The following is a 15,544-nucleotide window of genomic DNA, read 5'->3' on the forward strand; positions in this document are numbered from 1 at the left end:
GTGACTCGGCTGCGCCGACACCCCTCAAAATCGGTGCCTCTCAGAAATACGCGTTCGCCGGAAGCGGCGTGCCGTGCAGCAGGTTCTGGCCGATTACCCGGGCCTTGTAGTGCACCGGATTATGCAGGCTGATGGTCCGGATGTTCCGCCAGTGCCGGTCCAGATTCCGGCTCCGGCTGGAGGCGCTGGCACCACCCAGGTCCAGCAGCTTGGTGGCGGCATCGAGTGCCACGGCATCGATGTGGACCTTGGCCTTGGCGACCGCGAGTTGGGCTTCCTCGGCGAGCTGCGCATCGGGAACTCCGTCGCGCAGGGACGCGGTGGCGGCATCAATGGCATCGGCCGCGGCAAGAACCGCAGCCTCGGCCGCGAACGCGGTTGCGCTGAGCTCGCCCAGGGTGCGTTGTAACAACGGATCATCAACAGGGCGTTCGGTGAGAGCATGGCTGAAGTTGCGCTGCCGGGAACGCAGCAGTGCCGCGCCGTCATCCACGACCGACCGCAGCACTCCGGCGACAATCGCCAGGATGTAGAGCTGCAACGACGCATACTGCGTGGTGGGCACGGGGGCCGCGTCATACGGTGTGTCGGAAAGGATTTCGTTGCTGGCGACATCGACCTGAGTAAAGATCGTGGTGCCCGTACCAGTGCGTCGCTGGCCGAACCCATCCCAGTCGTCCACCAGCCGCACCCCGTCGCGATCGCCGGGGACGATGACCGATGCGATCGAATCGTGGTCGGTGGTTGCGGTGACCGTCAGGTAGTCCGCGAACAAGGTCCCGGTGCTGTAGAACTTCTCGCCATTCAACCGATATCCGTCACCGGCCGGCAGTAGACGGGTGTTGAACACCAGACTTCCGACGGCCAAGGTCCCCTTCTCGCTGAATGCATTGGCGAACAGGTTGCCTTCGTTCACCTTCGTCAGCCAGGCGGCCGACGTGGAATCGGAAAGCGTGCGCAGCCGTTCCTCGACGAACCAGAAGTGAGTGCGGAAGATGTGCGCGACGATGGGGTCGGCCTGCGCTATATCGATAATGGCGGAAAAGAGTTGCCGCACAGAAAGTCCTGCGCCGCCGAGTTCGACGGGGATACGCAGCCGGCCGATCCCCGCTTCCTTGAGCAGCCGAACCTGGTCGAAGGGATTCTCGTCGTCAAGGTCACGTTCTCGTGCCCCGTCGGCGACCTGGGCGAGCAGATTCCGGTAGGTCTCGGTGCCGGGCAGTGCGCGGATTTCGAGGACTGACGGAGCGGAGGTCATGTCTTCGTTGTACGCAGCATGCCCATTGACGGCATCGCTTTGAATCACCCAGAACCGAAGCGGCAATATGGGTCACGATGATTCGCATAGTTCGTTCGTGGTTTCCGTGCTTTCGCTGGCTCACCCTGGTGTGTGCTTTGGCGATCGCGTGCCTGCTGTTGTTCACGCCCGGCAGCGCAGTCCCGTCCGGACCGCCCGGGGCGGACAAGGTGGTGCATTTTCTGATTTTCGGGATGCTGGCAGTGTCCTCGCGATTCGCAAGGATCGGTGAAAGGTTCACACTGGCCTGGGTTCTGGCCTTCGCTGCGTGTTCAGAGGTTATTCAGGCGCTGTGGGTTCCACGCCGGGACGGAAGTCTGCTTGATGTGCTTGCCGATGCGGTCGGCATGCTCATGGGACTCTGGTTGTGGCAGAAGATTCGTCCTGTGCACCGGCAGCAGTCGGCTTCGGAATGACGGTCGTGACGCTGCCGGTGTGAGCCAGCCCGCTGGTGACCAGGTCTAACTGGCGCAGCGCACGGTTGAGGGCCGCTTGCGCGTCGGCGTCGCTGGGGTGATCGGTATCCACCAGCATGCCGATGGTGTTGAGAATCGAGCCGGCGATGAGTTCGGCGGCGATCTCGAGATCTTCGGTGGTGTGGTGGTTTGTTGCGGGATTGCGCGCGAGCTCGACCACGACATCGTTGGTGAGCATGCGCATCTCGTTGTTGATGGCACGCCGAACCTGCGGCGAGCCGCCATGACGTTCACGCACCAGAAACCGGAAGTTGTTCGCATGCTCGCTCACCCGGTCGACCATGAGTCCGAGAATTTTGGCAGGGTTGTCACTGCCCACCTCGCGCCGGGCCTGACGGAAGGTGTCGCGAAGCGCACGAACGCTCTCCTCGGCCAGGACCGTGCCCAGGTCCTCCATCGATTCGAAATGCCGATAGAACGCCGTGGGAACCAAACCCGCGGATTTGGCCACCTCGCGCAGGCTCACGGCGGCGAAGCCACGCACCTTGAGCAGATCCAAGGTCCCGTCGAGCAATGCGCGGCGGGTATGCAGCTTCTTTTCAGCACGGCTATGGCGCATACCTGTCAGTGTACGGTCGTGCTCTTATCGATTGGTTTCTTTTGTTCGAAGCCGTGTTGAGGCCTGGTATTGACAGGTTCATCTACGTTACGCACACTGATCTCAGTGCACGATTGTTCACTATTTGGCCACCGAATTCGAAGGGGCAGTGCAGCATGGTGGGACCTGTAGAGCGCAACGTCAACGTCGTCCAGGAGGTCGTGGAGTCGGTCGGGTCTCGTGTCGGCCGGATCATCCGCATCATCACGCGGACGGTGGGAGAAGTTGGGCAGGAGCTGAGCGGCGTTGTGGCCGACGGGTTCGAAATCGCGGAGGCCAACAAGAGGGCCCGAGCTGACCATGAGCGCTGGGGCGCCTCGGCTGATGCAGATCTGGACGACGCGGCCGACGACGACGCCGAGGAAGGCGAACTCGTCGACCTCGATGACGAGGACCACGACGATGACGCTGCCGACGCTGGGGCCGATGACAAGAACGACGCCGTGGCGGAAGAGGTGACTTCCGGATCAGAGGTTGACGAGGCGCGCGACGGCGTCTCCGAGCAGGAAAGGGTCTAACCGTGTCGGCTCCAGCGTTGCAGCCAGAACCCCTTTCCGCGCCGGTCGCCACGGCGGCCCGTGAATGTCCGGTCAACCACGACCTCTATCCGGGCGGGCCGACCTTCCTGCGGTGGCATAACACCAAGGTCGGCTATCTGAAGTCGTGGCGTCTCGCACTCGGGGCGGTCTGGTCCACCTACCGGCACACCATCTCCGAGTACCTCGCCGACCTGCCTGGGCAGGATGACGTCATCGTCGCGCGGGCACCCATGCGTAAGACGGTGATTGTCCGCAATCCGGAACTGGCCCGTCATGTGCTGGTGGCCAATCAGGACAATTACATCAAGAGCGCCGAATACGATCTGCTGGCAGTCGGTTTCGGCCGCGGGCTGGTGACCGATCTCAACGAGGGACTCTGGAACCGAAATCGTCGGCTGGTGCAGCCGATCTTCGCCAAGCGTCAGGTCGATCTGTTCGCCCCACAGATGGCCGAGGCCAGCGCGCGCACCCTCGCCCGGTGGGACGAGCTGTACGCCCAGGGGAAAGCGGTCGATGTCACCGCCGAGATGAACTACCTGACCATGGATATCGTCGCGCAAACCATGTTCGGTATCGATCTGTCCGGCGACATGGCCGAGAAGATGCGGATCAACTTCGCACGCCTGCTCAAGCTCTTCGGCGTGGGCTACATCGTGGGGGCGGCGCCGCCGCTGCGCTGGTTCGTGGACAAGCTTGCCACCCACGGCCCCGACGAGTTGGCGTCACACACCCCGCGGTTGGCCATACGCGCGCTGCGTATCGGCGCGTCGGTGGCCGCGCCCCGGACCATGAGGGGGTTGCGCTGGGTGGAGCGCACCATCGATCAGCTCATCGCCGATCATCACTCCGGCCGGATCACCAGGCAGGACAACCTGTTGGCGCTGTTGATGGCCGCCGAAGATCCCGAAACGGGCGCTAGGTACACGGATCTGGAGATCCGCGATGAACTGATGACCTTCCTCGGTGCGGGCTTTGAGACCACCGCTGCCGCGCTCGCGTGGACCTGGTATCTGTTGTCCCGCAATCCCGATGCGCGTACGAAACTCGGCGAAGAGGTCGACCGCGTGCTCGGTGGACGGTTACCCACTGCCGCGGATGTCGACAATCTGCCATGGACCGCCGCGGTGCTGAATGAGGCGATGCGCGTGTACCCGCCGATCTTGGGATTGGCGCGTGCTGCGAAGGCAGATGACGTGCTGGGTGATTACCCGATTCCGGCCGGTACCACCGTCACCGTGTTGATCGACAGCATCCACCACAACGAGCGGGTGTGGGAGAACGCCAGGACCTTCGATCCCGCGCGGTTCCTCAAGGAGAACTTGCAGCCCGAACAGCGCAAGGCACACATGCCCTTTGGGGCGGGCAAGCGCATGTGTATTGCCTCGGGCTTCGCGAACTTGGAAGCCATCATCGGAATCGCGTCGCTGGCCCAGAAATACGAGCTGGAAATGGTGCCGGGCCAGAAGCCGCGCCGCGAGGTGACCTTCACCGGAGGGCCCGAGGGTGAGATCCTCATGCAGCTGCGTAAACGGCATCCCTGAGGCTGAACTGCGCAGGCTTGCCTGAGGATGTCAGCGGCGCCGCACCGTCATGAGCCCGTTGTTCTTCGGGCAGGAGGCGACCCCGCGTGAGTGCCACTTTTCGTTGGGTGCCGTCGTGGTCTCGATGGTGAAGTGCCGCAACACGGTCCGTAGGACGATGTCCATCTCCATGTTGGCGAAGGCCGCACCGACGCAGCGCCGGGTTCCGCCGCCGTAGGGAACCCACGAGTTGCCGGGTTTGGCGTCGGTGAAGCGTTCCGGGTCGAAACGCTCGGGGCTGGGGAAAGCCGCCGGGTCGTCATGCATCAAATTGATGCTCACCACCAGGGAGTGGCCCTGGGGGATTCGGTAGGGCCCGATGTCGACGTAGGGCGCCAGCACGTGACGCCCCGCGAAATCGATGACCGGCCGACTGCGTTGTACCTCAAGGATTGTCGCCTGGCGGTATTCGTTGTTCTCGGTCTGGGCCTCCTCGGCCAGGCGCGACAGCACCTGTGGGTGACGGGTGATCCGTTCGAAGGCCCACGCCAGAGTGGTGGCGGTGGTCTCGTGGCCGGCCGCCAGCAGAGTGAGTAGTTCGTCGGAGACATCGCTGCGCGACATGGTGGTGCCGTCGTCGTAGGTGGACCGCAACAGCAGGGCGAGGATGTCGGTGCGATCCTCGAAATCTGGTGCGGCGAGCGCCTTGTCGATGAGAAGTGCGATCACCTCGTCGTACCGCGCGCGGTAGGCCTTCAATCGGCCCCACGGACTGAACCGCCCATAGACTCGTTTCGGTTGCGGCACCCGGGTGGTCAGAGACGCCAGTACCACCCACGGTGGAATCAGCTCGCGCAGCACGTTCAGCTCGGCTCCGTCGGCGCCGAAGACCGCGCGCAAGATGGCGTTGAGGGTTATCCGCATCATCGGTTCCATGGTCTGGAACTGCTGACCCTCTGGCCATGACGCGCATTCGCGCAGCGTCTCTTCCTCGATGATCTGCTCGTACTGAATCATGGCCTTGCCGTGAAACTTTGGTGCGAGGAGCTTGCGGCGATGCCGGTGTTCGTTGCGCTCCAAGGCGAAGACTGATCCGGGTCCGAGCTGCTGGCTCAGGTTGGGCTGGATATTGCCCAGAATCTCGGTGCTGGTGGTGAACACCTGCCGGGTGAGATCTGGGTCCGCCACCACGACCGTGTACCCGAATTTGGGAATGTTGATCGTGTAGACCTTGCCGTACTTCTTGGCCAGTCTGCTGGTGGTCCATCGCCGGGAGGCTACGAAGGCGATGCCCTGGGCCAGCTTGGGAAGTGCCACGAGCGGGGGAGCGGTCGGCTCGGGCGTATCGGCTTCTCGGTCGATGGTTGAGGCTTCGGTCACGTCACCCTCCACGGCGTTGTGGTGTTAGTAGACATGTGTCTTATAGCTCAGCCTACCTCTGTCATGTCGGTCACACCAGGGGGAATCGCGGGAGATTTCACCGGCGGGTCGACTTGACAGGGGTAACTCTGGCACCATGTATCTCGTCTGTCGCAGGAGTCACTGAGACTTGGAGGGCGCATTGATCACTCGATGGGCGACCACCTTGGTCGTCGGTGCCGTTCTCGCGCTGTGCACTCCCGCGGTCGCGAGCTCCGAGCCCATGGCGGCGGGCAAGGACTTCTCGAAGCCGGCCGTGGTCATCCTTGGGTACGGCCTCAAGCCCGATGGCTCGATGCGGGACAAGCTGTATCAGCGGGTCGCGACGGGCAGGGCGATCGCCAATATGTTCCCGAACTCGTTCATCATCGTGACCGGAGGTAATCCGCAAAACGGGGTGTCGGAGGCCGAGCAGATGCGCAATATGCTTGTCGGCCTTGGTTATCCATCCGATCGCATCATCGTGGAGCCCCGGGCCAACAGCACGGTGCAGAATGCGCAGTTCTCGGTGCCGCTGGCCAAACAGGCGGGTGCCTCGGGAATCATCTTGGTAACGAACTCGACCCATCAACAGCGCGCAGGCCGGAACTTCACCGACGCGGGGGGCAATGTGCTGGCCACCGCGAGCTTCCCCGATGGTGATGCGCCGACCAACATCGGACAGTTCATGCGCGACATCACCAGCCCGTTCCGCTGACGACTGCGGACAACTACCGGACGACCACAGTTCGCCTGAAGGGAATGAACCCGGCAGAATCGGTGGTTGACCGATCAGGGCGCTCATCGATGTGCGCATCTAGCCGCATACCGCACAGGAGCCCTATTCATGACTGCCGTTGTCGATTCACGCGTGCAGCCCGAGTCGCCGGTGTCACCACGCACTCGCCGAGGCGCGATTCTCGCACTTGCTATAGGTGGATTCGGGATCGGGACAACCGAATTCGTGGCGATGGGGCTGCTGCCCAACATCGCACATGGCTTCGGTGTCACCGAGCCTGAGGCTGGACACGTCATCAGCGCCTATGCGCTGGGCGTGGTCGTGGGTGCACCGATCATCGCGGCACTGACCGCCCGGGCCTCGCGTCGGACCCTGCTCATCGCGCTCATGATCGCGTTCACGATCGGCAATGCGGCCACCGTCTTCGCGCCGGGTTATGCGGCGCTGATCGCCTCCAGGTTCGTCGCCGGGCTGCCGCACGGCGCGTATTTCGGCGTTGCGGCACTGGTGGCCGCGCATCTTGCCGGCCCAGGGGAGCGTGCCAAGGCGGTTGGGCAGACCATGCTGGGTTTGTCGGTGGCCAATGTCGTGGGTGTTCCGGTGGCCACCTGGCTGGGTAACACGGTGGGCTGGCGTTCGGCCTTCGCCGTCGTGGCGGTCATCGGCGTGGTCACGGTCGCGGCGTTGTTGCGGTTCTTGCCAGGGCTGACGGATATGAAGATCACGAATCCGCTAACAGAGCTCAGCGCGCTGCGACGCGCTCAGGTGTGGTTCACCCTGCTCATCGGCATCGTGGGCTTTGGCGGCATGTTCGCGTTCTACACCTACATCAGCACCACACTCACCAGCGTTTCCGGACTGTCGAGGGCCCTCGTCCCGCTGGCATTGGCGCTCTACGGCATCGGCATGGTCACCGGAAACGTGCTGGGCGGCTGGATGGCGGACCGCAGTGTCGTCAGGGCCATCGCTATCGGCCTGGTGCTGGTCGCCGTGATGCTGGTGATTTTCGCGGCGGTGTCGCGAAATCCTTGGGCGGCACTGGTGCTGGTGTTCGCCGTGGGAGTCTCCGGAACGTCACTGGTGCCCGCGCTGCAGACCCGTTTGATGGATGTGGCAGACGACGCGCAGACGTTGGCCGCCGCGCTGAACCATTCCGCGCTCAACATCGCCAATGCCGGCGGAGCCTGGCTCGGGGGCCTGGTCATCACCGCTGGGTATGGCTACCGCGCCCCGTCTCTGGTCGGCGCGGCGCTGGCGGTCGCGGGGCTCGTAGTGCTTGCGTTATCGCTGCTGTACGCCCGGCGCCGTCCACGTACGCCGTCAGCGGCCTGAGTCGATCAGTGAGGGATGCCGCCCGGCGCCATCGTCGGGGGCGCGATTGTCGGCGGCGGCATGAAGCACGGCGGGACCCCCGGCGCGTACGGCGGAACGCATGGCTGCGGGAAACATTGCTGCCCGTTCCACCCTGATGGCTGGTTGAACGGGCAGACCGGAATCGGGTCAGCATTCGCCACCGGCGCCCAGCACAGCGTCAATGCCAGACCAATCAGACCGAACACTGCTTTCTGGCGCACGAACTCAATTCTATTGGCATAGCCTTTTCCCATGGCTGGGAGTGGCAAAGCAGGGCCTGTGGGCAAGGAGTCGGTCTGGGCGAGGTGGCGCGGTCGCGTGATCGCGGTCATTGCGTTGTTGTTGACCTTGGTTGCCGTGTACTTCGCACTGTCGGCCTTCATCCCGCGGTGGTGGGCACAACGCATCGCCGATATGTCCGGTCACGGCAGCTTCACCAAGGGGATCGGCAGCGGGCTCACGCTCGGTCTGCTGTGCACCGGAATACCGTTGTTGCTCGCGCTGTGGGCATTTTTGATACGGGGTCGCCGCGGCGGGACCTTCTTCGCCGGGGTGCTGACACTGCTCGCCGTCATTGTCGCGGTGCCCAACCTGATGACCCTGACGATCGTGTTCGGCACCAGCAATTCCGCACATGCCGGTGAGCGTGTGCTGGACGTCGAAGCGCCCGGTTTCCGGGGAGCGACGGCCATCGGGGCGACCGTGGCGCTGGTGATCTTCCTGCTCGTCACGTTCTTCGTGGTGCGTAACTGGCGACGCCGAGTGAAGGTGGAGAAGCAGCAGGTTCGTGAGGCTGCTGCCGCCGCGGCGGAAAGTCCCGCGGCCGAATAATTGTGTGCCCTCGGCAGGAATCGAACCTGCGGCCTTCTGCTCCGGAGGCAGACGCTCTATCCCCTGAGCTACGAGGGCGTCAGGGCTTGGAAAGACTAGCGGGGACAGCCTAGCGCATCCCAACCGGCATCCCGACCACCGTTTCGGTCGCGGGTAAAGGATTCGGGGCCTGGATACCCGAGCCCATAGGATGATCGCCGTGACTCCCGCCGACCTCGCCGACCTGCTACGTTCCACCGCTACCACGGTGCTGGACGAGCGAGGTCTGGACACGTCGGCGCTACCGGACACCGTGACCGTCGAACGGCCCCGTAATCCCGAGCACGGTGACTACGCCACCAACGTGGCCCTGCAGGTCGCCAAGAAGGTCGGCGTCGCCCCGCGTGACCTGGCCACCTGGCTCGTCGATGCCCTCGTCGCCAACGACGCTATCGCTGCCGCGGAGATTGCCGGACCTGGGTTTGTGAACCTGCGGATCGCCGCCGACGCACAGGGCACCATCGTCGCGAACATCTTGGACGCGGGCGAGAGCTACGGCAATTCCGATGCGCAGGGCACGCACACCATCAACTTGGAGTTCGTCTCGGCCAACCCGACGGGCCCGATTCACATCGGGGGCACCCGGTGGGCCGCGGTCGGCGACGCGTTGGGCCGCCTGCTGACCCGCCAGGGCGCCAAGGTCACCCGCGAGTACTACTTCAACGACCATGGCGCGCAGATCGACCGGTTTGTCCGCTCGCTCATCGCCTCGGCCGAGGGCAAGGAAGCTCCCGAGGACGGGTATGCCGGCGATTACATCGCCGATATCGCCAAGCAGGTCCTTACTCGGCGTCCCGATGCGCTCGCGCTGCCGGAGACCGAGGCTGCCGAAGTCTTTCGGGAAATCGGCGTGGACCTGATGTTCACCCACATCAAGAAGTCGCTGCACGAGTTCGGTACGGACTTCGACGTTTTCACCCATGAGGACTCGATGCACACCTCGGGACGGGTGCAGGAGGCCATCGCGCAGCTGCGTAAGACCGGCAACATCTACGAGAAGGATGGCGCGTCCTGGTTGCGTTCGAGCAACTTCGGTGATGACAAGGACCGCGTTGTCATCAAGAGTGATGGCAATCCTGCTTATATCGCCGGTGACATCGCCTACTACCTCGACAAGCGCGAGCGCGGCTTCGACCTGTGTATCTACATGCTCGGTGCCGATCACCACGGGTACATCGCACGCCTGAAAGCCGTTGCGGCGGCATTGGGTTACGACGCCGACAGCGTCGAGGTGCTCATCGGTCAGATGGTCAACCTGGTGCGCGACGGTCAGCCGGTGCGGATGTCCAAGCGTGCAGGCACCGTGATCACTCTCGATGACCTGGTCGACGCCATTGGAGTCGATGCTGCGCGCTACGCGTTGATCCGGTCCTCGGTGGACACCTCGATCGACATCGATCTGCAGCTGTGGGCCTCCGCGTCTAGTGAGAACCCGGTCTATTACGTGCAATACGCGCACGCACGGCTCTGTGCACTGGCGCGCAATGCCGCGGATCTGGGCCTGCGGCACTCGACCGATCATCTCGAACTGCTCACCCATGAGAAGGAGGGTGCGCTGATCCGGGGGCTCGGCGAGTTCGGCCGTATTCTGCAAAACGCCGCGGTGCTGCGTGAACCGCACCGCGTCGCACGGTATTTGGAAGACATCGCCGGTGATTACCACCGGTTCTACGACTCGTGCCGGGTGCTCCCGCAAGGTGACGAAACACCGGGGGATCTGCATGCGGCACGCCTAGCGTTATGCCTTGCCACCCGGCAGGTCATCGCCAACGGCCTGGACATTCTCGGCGTGAGCGCACCGGAGCGGATGTGAGCGCACACCCGGCAGGCCCCCGCCACGCAGAAGGGGAACAGCACACCGCCATGAGCAGCGCACCTCCGGTCAACCCGACCGAATTGGCACCGAACGTATGGCCCCGCAATGCCTCTCGCGGCACCGACGGCGAGGTGACCCTTGCGGGCCTCACCGTCTCCGAGCTCGCCGAGAAGTACGGCACGCCGCTTTTTGTCATCGACGAGGACGACTTCCGATCGCGCTGCCGCGACATGGCCGCGGCGTTCGGTGGTGCTGCGCGCGTGCACTACGCCTCGAAGGCGTTCCTGTGCACCGAGATCGCGCGGTGGATCAAGGATGAGGGGCTGGGCCTGGACGTCTGCTCAGCGGGCGAGCTGGCCATCGCGCTGCGCGCCGAGTTCCCTCCGGCGCGAATCGCGTTGCACGGTAATAACAAATCTGAGGCGGAGCTCGCCCAGGCGGTGCAGGTAGGCGTCGGACACATCGTCGTCGATTCGATGATCGAGATCGAGCGACTGGACGCGATCGCGGGCAGTGCCGGTGTGGTGCAAGACGTTCTGGTGCGTGTCACCGTCGGTGTCGAGGCGCACACCCATGAGTTCATCTCCACCGCGCATGAGGACCAGAAGTTCGGGTTGTCGCTGGCCGGTGGGCAGGCACTGGAGGCCGTGCGACGTGTCTTCGCCACCGACAACCTGCGACTCGTGGGACTGCACAGCCACATCGGTTCGCAGATCTTCGATGTCGACGGGTTTGAGGTCGCCGCGCACCGGGTGATCGGGCTGCTGCGCGAGGTGGTCGCGGAGTTCGGTACCGAGAAGACCGCGCAGCTCAACATCATCGACCTCGGCGGCGGCCTCGGCATCAGTTATGTGCCGTCCGACGATCCGCCTCCCATCGAGGATCTGGCGGCCAAGCTGGGCGTGATCGTGCGCACCGAGTCGGCGCTGGCGGGCCTGCCCGAGCCGCGTTTGGTGATCGAGCCCGGCCGGGCCATCGCCGGTCCCGGCACCGTGACGCTGTACCGCGTGGGCACCACCAAGGACGTGATCCTGTCCAACGGGCAGCGGCGGTACGTGAGCGTCGACGGCGGGATGAGCGACAACATCCGCACCTCGCTGTATCAGGCCGAGTACCACCCGCAGCTGGTTTCCCGCGATAGTGACGTCGCACCGGTGCTGTCCCGGGTGGTGGGAAAGCACTGTGAAAGCGGCGATATCGTGGTCAGGGACGCGTGGTTGCCCGAGGACGTGGCTCCCGGCGACCTGGTGGCGGTCGCCGCGACCGGTGCGTACTGCTACTCGATGTCCAGCCGGTACAACCTGCTAACCCGTCCGGCGGTTATCGCCGTCAAGGACGGCGAGGCGCGACTGATCCTGCGGCGCGAGACCGTCGAGGATTTGGTGAGTTTGGAGGTAAGTGAATGAGTGACGCGATAGGCGTAGCGATCCTGGGCCTGGGCAACGTCGGCAGTGAAGTAGCGCGGATCATCGAAAGCAGCGCGAGTGACCTCGCCGCCCGTATCGGTGCGCCGCTGGAGATTCGCGGTATCGGTGTGCGCCGTGTGGCCGATGACCGCGGTGTTCCGGTCGAGCTGCTCACCGACGATATCGACGCGCTGGTTTCACGAGACGACGTCGACATCGTCGTCGAGCTCATGGGTCCGGTGGAACCCGCACGGCGCGGCATCCTGGGTGCACTCAACGCGGGCAAGTCGGTGGTGACCGCCAACAAGGCGCTTCTGGCCCAGTCTGCCGGTGAGCTCGCCGAAGCTGCCGAGAAGGCAAGGGTTGACCTCTATTTCGAGGCTGCGGTGGCCGGTGCCATTCCCGTCATCCGGCCCTTGACCCAATCGCTGGCCGGCGATTCGGTGATTCGGGTGTCCGGCATCGTCAACGGCACCACCAACTACATCCTGTCTGCCATGGACACCACCGGGGCCGGTTATGACACCGCACTTGCCGAGGCAGGGGAGCTCGGATACGCCGAGGCCGATCCGACCGCCGATGTCGAGGGCTACGACGCTGCGGCCAAGGCCGCCATTCTCGCGTCGATCGCCTTCCACACCCGGGTCAGTGCCGACGACGTATACCGCGAGGGCATCACGAAGATCAGTGCCGACGACTTCGAGTCGGCGCGAGCCCTGCAGTGCACCATCAAGCTGCTGTCTATCTGTGAACGGCTTACGGACGCCGATGGAAACCAACGAGTTTCGGCGCGGGTGTACCCGGCGCTGGTGCCGTTGACCCATCCGCTCGCGAGCGTCAACGGAGCGTTCAACGCGGTCTTCGTCGAGGCTGAGGCCGCCGGCGAGCTGATGTTCTACGGCCAGGGCGCCGGCGGTGCGCCGACCGCATCGGCCGTGCTCGGCGATTTGGTGATGGCGGCGCGCAACCGGGTGCAGGGCGGACGCGGTCCGCGGGCATCCCGGTACGCACAGCTGCCCATTGCGCCGATCGGTCTCATCCCGACCCGGTACTACGTGCGCATGCGGGTGGCCGACAAGCCCGGTGTGCTGGCCACCGTCGCCGCCGAGTTCTCCAAGCGCGAAGTCAGCATCGCCACCGTCCGGCAGGAGGGCGAGGTCGACGAGACGGGCGCCCGTCTGGTGGTGCTCACCCACAAGGCCACCGATGCTGCGCTCTCGGAAACCGTTGCTGCACTTGCCGACCTCGACGTGGTGTTGGGTGTCGCAAGTGTCATCCGGCTGGAAGGAACACAAGAGTGACCGTTCATACCCCTTGGCCCGGCCTCATCGCGGCATACCGGGACCGCCTCCCGATCGGTGAGAACTGGCAGCCCGTGACGCTTCGCGAGGGTGGCACTCCGCTGCTTCCCGCGAAGCGGCTGTCCGAGCTCACCGGTTGCACCGTGCACCTGAAGGTCGAAGGCCTCAACCCCACCGGCTCGTTCAAGGACCGCGGTATGACCATGGCGGTGACCGACGCGCTGGCCCGTGGCCAGCGCGCGGTGTTGTGCGCCTCGACCGGGAACACCTCGGCCTCCGCCGCCGCCTACGCCGCCAAGGCGGGTATCACGTGTGCGGTGCTGATCCCGCAGGGCAAGATCGCGATGGGCAAGCTGGCCCAGGCTGTGATCCACGGTGCGCGGATCATCCAGGTGGACGGCAACTTTGACGACTGTCTGGAGCTGGCGCGCAAGACCACCGCGGACTATCCGACCATCGCCCTGGTGAACTCCGTGAACCCGGTGCGCATCGAGGGACAGAAGACTGCGGCCTTCGAGATCATGGATGCCCTCGGCACCGCCCCCGATATTCACGCGCTGCCGGTCGGCAATGCTGGAAACATCACCGCCTACTGGCGCGGTTACAACGAGTACCACCGCGACGGTCTGTCGGACCGGTTGCCCAAGATGCTGGGTGCGCAGGCCGCGGGTGCGGCACCGTTGGTGAACGGGGCGCCGGTTGCCAATCCGGAGACCATCGCCACCGCCATCCGGATCGGATCGCCTGCGTCGTGGTCGGGTGCTGTTGCCGCACAACAGGAATCGGGCGGCAAGTTCCTGGCCGTCACCGATGAGGAGATTCTCAGCGCCTACCGGCTGGTCGCCTCCAGCGAGGGCGTGTTCGTGGAGCCCGCGTCGGCGGCCAGCATCGCGGGCCTGCTGAAATCGGTTGCCGACGGCTGGGTTCCGAAGGGTTCCACCGTGGTGTGCACCGTGACGGGGAACGGCCTGAAGGATCCCGATAACGCCCTGAGCGGCATGCCCGAGGTGACTCCCATTCCGGTGCAGGCGAGCGCGGTCGCCGAGGCGCTGGAACTCGCGTGAACCAAATCCTGCCCGCGGGGCTGATCACCACCGTCGTGGTGCCGGCGTCGAGTGCAAACCTGGGTCCGGGCTTCGACAGCCTCGGAATCGCGCTGTCGCTGTACGACGAGATCGAGGTCAGTACAACCGAATCCGGTCTCAAGGTGGCTGTCGAAGGTCAGGGTGCCGGTGAGGTCCCGCTGGATGGCAGTCATCTGGTGGTGCGGGCGATCGAGCGTGGGCTCGCCGCCGGAGGAGCTGCCGCCGCTGGTCTGATCGTTCAGTGCCGCAACAAGATTCCACACTCGCGGGGTTTGGGTTCTTCGGCCGCGGCTGCGGTTGCCGGCCTGGCCGCCGCCAACGGACTCCTTGCCAAGGCCGGACACCCGGTGCTCTCCGACGAGGCGCTGGTGCAGTTGGCCTCGGAATTCGAGGGGCATCCCGATAATGCGGCGGCCAGCGTGCTCGGGGGAGCCGTGGTCTCCTGGTCGGAGACCACGGGTGCGGCCCCCGTCTATGCGGCCACCCGGCTGGATGTGCACCCCGATATCAGAATTGTCGCCGCGATCCCGGAGGAACAGTCCTCCACTGCGTACACTCGCGTATTGCTGCCAGAATCTGTCACCCATGTAGACGCCAGGTTCAATATTAGCCGAGCGGCGCTACTCACCGTCGCGCTGACCGCGCGGCCGGATCTGCTGATGACGGCCACCGAAGACCGCCTACATCAGCCCCAGCGCGCCTCCGCGATGCCGGCGTCCGCCGAGGTTCTTGGATACCTGCGCAGTCAGGGGGTTGCGGCGGTTCTTTCCGGGGCTGGACCTGCGGTATTGGCCCTGACCACCGGTGATATCCCTGACGTCGCGGTGAAATACGCTGAAGATCAAGGTTTCTCGCTGGCGACGATGTCCGTATCGGCGGGCGTGTCGGTTCGATAGCCGACGTTATGGCTGGTGAGCGGGGGACTCGCCGGGGGGTGCTGGTTGCTTGATACCCACCTGGGGGTTATCCTCGGTATCAGTCCCAGCAATTGCAGCTTCTGCGCACCTGCGCCGAGAACGAGGACGATCACAAATTCTCCTAGTTCTTTCCGATGCCTCCGTCGTCGCCGACAGGCGGCGATATTGGGCAAGGTCGATGGTCAGCTGCCATTTCTCAGGACCTCGCGTGGCCCTATCTGTGTGGGCC

15 protein-coding genes and 1 tRNA gene are annotated in these 15,544 nt (G+C 64.5%); 11 read left to right on the forward strand and 5 right to left on the reverse strand.

Annotation, left to right across the window (positions count from 1 at the left end; genetic code table 11):
* Positions 1-40: 40 nt before the first annotated feature.
* Complete coding sequence (locus tag AOT87_RS03260; RefSeq protein ID WP_193601861.1) at positions 41-1,324, reverse strand: acyl-CoA dehydrogenase family protein; 1,284 nt, start codon at positions 1,322-1,324, stop codon at positions 41-43.
* A gap of 11 nt (positions 1,325-1,335) precedes the next feature.
* Between AOT87_RS03260 and AOT87_RS29475 the strand changes: the two genes are divergently transcribed.
* Positions 1,336-1,713, forward strand: a complete 378-nt coding sequence (locus AOT87_RS29475) for a VanZ family protein (protein WP_057969623.1) — start codon at positions 1,336-1,338, stop codon at positions 1,711-1,713.
* Here the strand turns inward: AOT87_RS29475 and AOT87_RS03270 are convergent.
* Positions 1,649-2,332 (reverse strand): TetR family transcriptional regulator, encoded by a 684-nt coding sequence (locus tag AOT87_RS03270; RefSeq protein WP_030094876.1) that lies wholly within the window; start codon positions 2,330-2,332, stop codon positions 1,649-1,651. The genes AOT87_RS29475 and AOT87_RS03270 overlap by 65 nt on opposite strands.
* Before the next feature lie 155 nt (positions 2,333-2,487).
* Here AOT87_RS03270 and AOT87_RS03275 point away from each other — a divergent pair, with 155 nt between their 5' ends.
* Together AOT87_RS03275 and AOT87_RS03280 are read left to right on the forward strand one after the other, a co-directional pair.
* Positions 2,488-2,889 carry a hypothetical protein gene (locus AOT87_RS03275; protein ID WP_057968709.1) on the forward strand — a complete coding sequence of 134 codons (402 nt, stop codon included), beginning with the start codon at positions 2,488-2,490 and terminating at the stop codon, positions 2,887-2,889.
* A 2-nt stretch (positions 2,890-2,891) separates the two neighbouring features.
* A complete protein-coding gene (locus AOT87_RS03280) occupies positions 2,892-4,451 on the forward strand; it encodes a cytochrome P450 (RefSeq protein WP_057968708.1) in 1,560 nt (519 codons plus the stop codon).
* Positions 4,452-4,481: 30 nt separating this feature from the next.
* Here the strand turns inward: AOT87_RS03280 and AOT87_RS03285 are convergent, their stop codons facing one another.
* Positions 4,482-5,822, reverse strand: coding sequence for a cytochrome P450 (locus AOT87_RS03285; RefSeq protein WP_030094879.1), 1,341 nt, complete (start codon positions 5,820-5,822; stop codon positions 4,482-4,484).
* A gap of 157 nt (positions 5,823-5,979) precedes the next feature.
* On the opposite strand from AOT87_RS03285, the gene AOT87_RS03290 reads away from it, so the two are divergent.
* Together AOT87_RS03290 and AOT87_RS03295 are read left to right on the forward strand one after the other, a co-directional pair.
* Positions 5,980-6,546 carry a YdcF family protein gene (locus tag AOT87_RS03290; protein WP_057968707.1) on the forward strand — a complete coding sequence of 189 codons (567 nt, stop codon included), beginning with the start codon at positions 5,980-5,982 and terminating at the stop codon, positions 6,544-6,546.
* Between the two features lie 129 nt (positions 6,547-6,675).
* A complete protein-coding gene (locus AOT87_RS03295; RefSeq protein ID WP_057968706.1) occupies positions 6,676-7,899 on the forward strand; it encodes an MFS transporter in 1,224 nt (407 codons plus the stop codon).
* Between the two features lie 5 nt (positions 7,900-7,904).
* On the opposite strand, the gene AOT87_RS28590 is transcribed toward AOT87_RS03295, so the two are convergent.
* Complete coding sequence (locus tag AOT87_RS28590; protein ID WP_123771716.1) at positions 7,905-8,141, reverse strand: hypothetical protein; 237 nt, start codon at positions 8,139-8,141, stop codon at positions 7,905-7,907.
* 31 nt (positions 8,142-8,172) lie between these two features.
* Between AOT87_RS28590 and AOT87_RS03300 the strand changes: the two genes are divergently transcribed.
* Positions 8,173-8,751: a hypothetical protein gene (locus AOT87_RS03300; protein WP_030094882.1), complete on the forward strand. Its 579-nt coding sequence runs from the start codon at positions 8,173-8,175 to the stop codon at positions 8,749-8,751.
* A 5-nt stretch (positions 8,752-8,756) separates the two neighbouring features.
* Here the strand turns inward: AOT87_RS03300 and AOT87_RS03305 are convergent.
* Positions 8,757-8,829 (reverse strand) — tRNA-Arg (locus AOT87_RS03305).
* Between the two features lie 121 nt (positions 8,830-8,950).
* Here AOT87_RS03305 and argS point away from each other — a divergent pair.
* The 5 genes from argS to thrB are packed head-to-tail and all read left to right on the forward strand — an operon-like array spanning position 8,951 to position 15,294.
* Positions 8,951-10,603 (forward strand): arginine--tRNA ligase, encoded by a 1,653-nt coding sequence (argS, locus tag AOT87_RS03310; protein ID WP_057968728.1) that lies wholly within the window; start codon positions 8,951-8,953, stop codon positions 10,601-10,603.
* Positions 10,600-12,012 carry a diaminopimelate decarboxylase gene (gene lysA / locus AOT87_RS03315; protein WP_057968705.1) on the forward strand — a complete coding sequence of 471 codons (1,413 nt, stop codon included), beginning with the start codon at positions 10,600-10,602 and terminating at the stop codon, positions 12,010-12,012. The genes argS and lysA overlap by 4 nt, the downstream gene beginning before the upstream one ends.
* Positions 12,009-13,313 (forward strand): homoserine dehydrogenase, encoded by a 1,305-nt coding sequence (locus AOT87_RS03320; protein WP_057968704.1) that lies wholly within the window; start codon positions 12,009-12,011, stop codon positions 13,311-13,313. Before lysA ends, AOT87_RS03320 begins: the two co-directional genes overlap by 4 nt.
* On the forward strand, positions 13,310-14,377 hold the full coding sequence (gene thrC, locus AOT87_RS03325) for a threonine synthase (protein WP_030094886.1): 1,068 nt from the start codon (positions 13,310-13,312) through the stop codon (positions 14,375-14,377). The genes AOT87_RS03320 and thrC overlap by 4 nt, the downstream gene beginning before the upstream one ends.
* Entirely contained in the window at positions 14,374-15,294 is a 921-nt protein-coding gene (thrB, locus tag AOT87_RS03330; RefSeq protein WP_057968703.1) for a homoserine kinase, read from the forward strand. Before thrC ends, thrB begins: the two co-directional genes overlap by 4 nt.
* Positions 15,295-15,544: the final 250 nt, after the last annotated feature.

Source organism: Mycobacteroides sp. H003 (assembly GCF_001440135.1).
GTDB lineage: Bacteria > Actinomycetota > Actinomycetes > Mycobacteriales > Mycobacteriaceae > Mycobacterium > Mycobacterium gwanakae.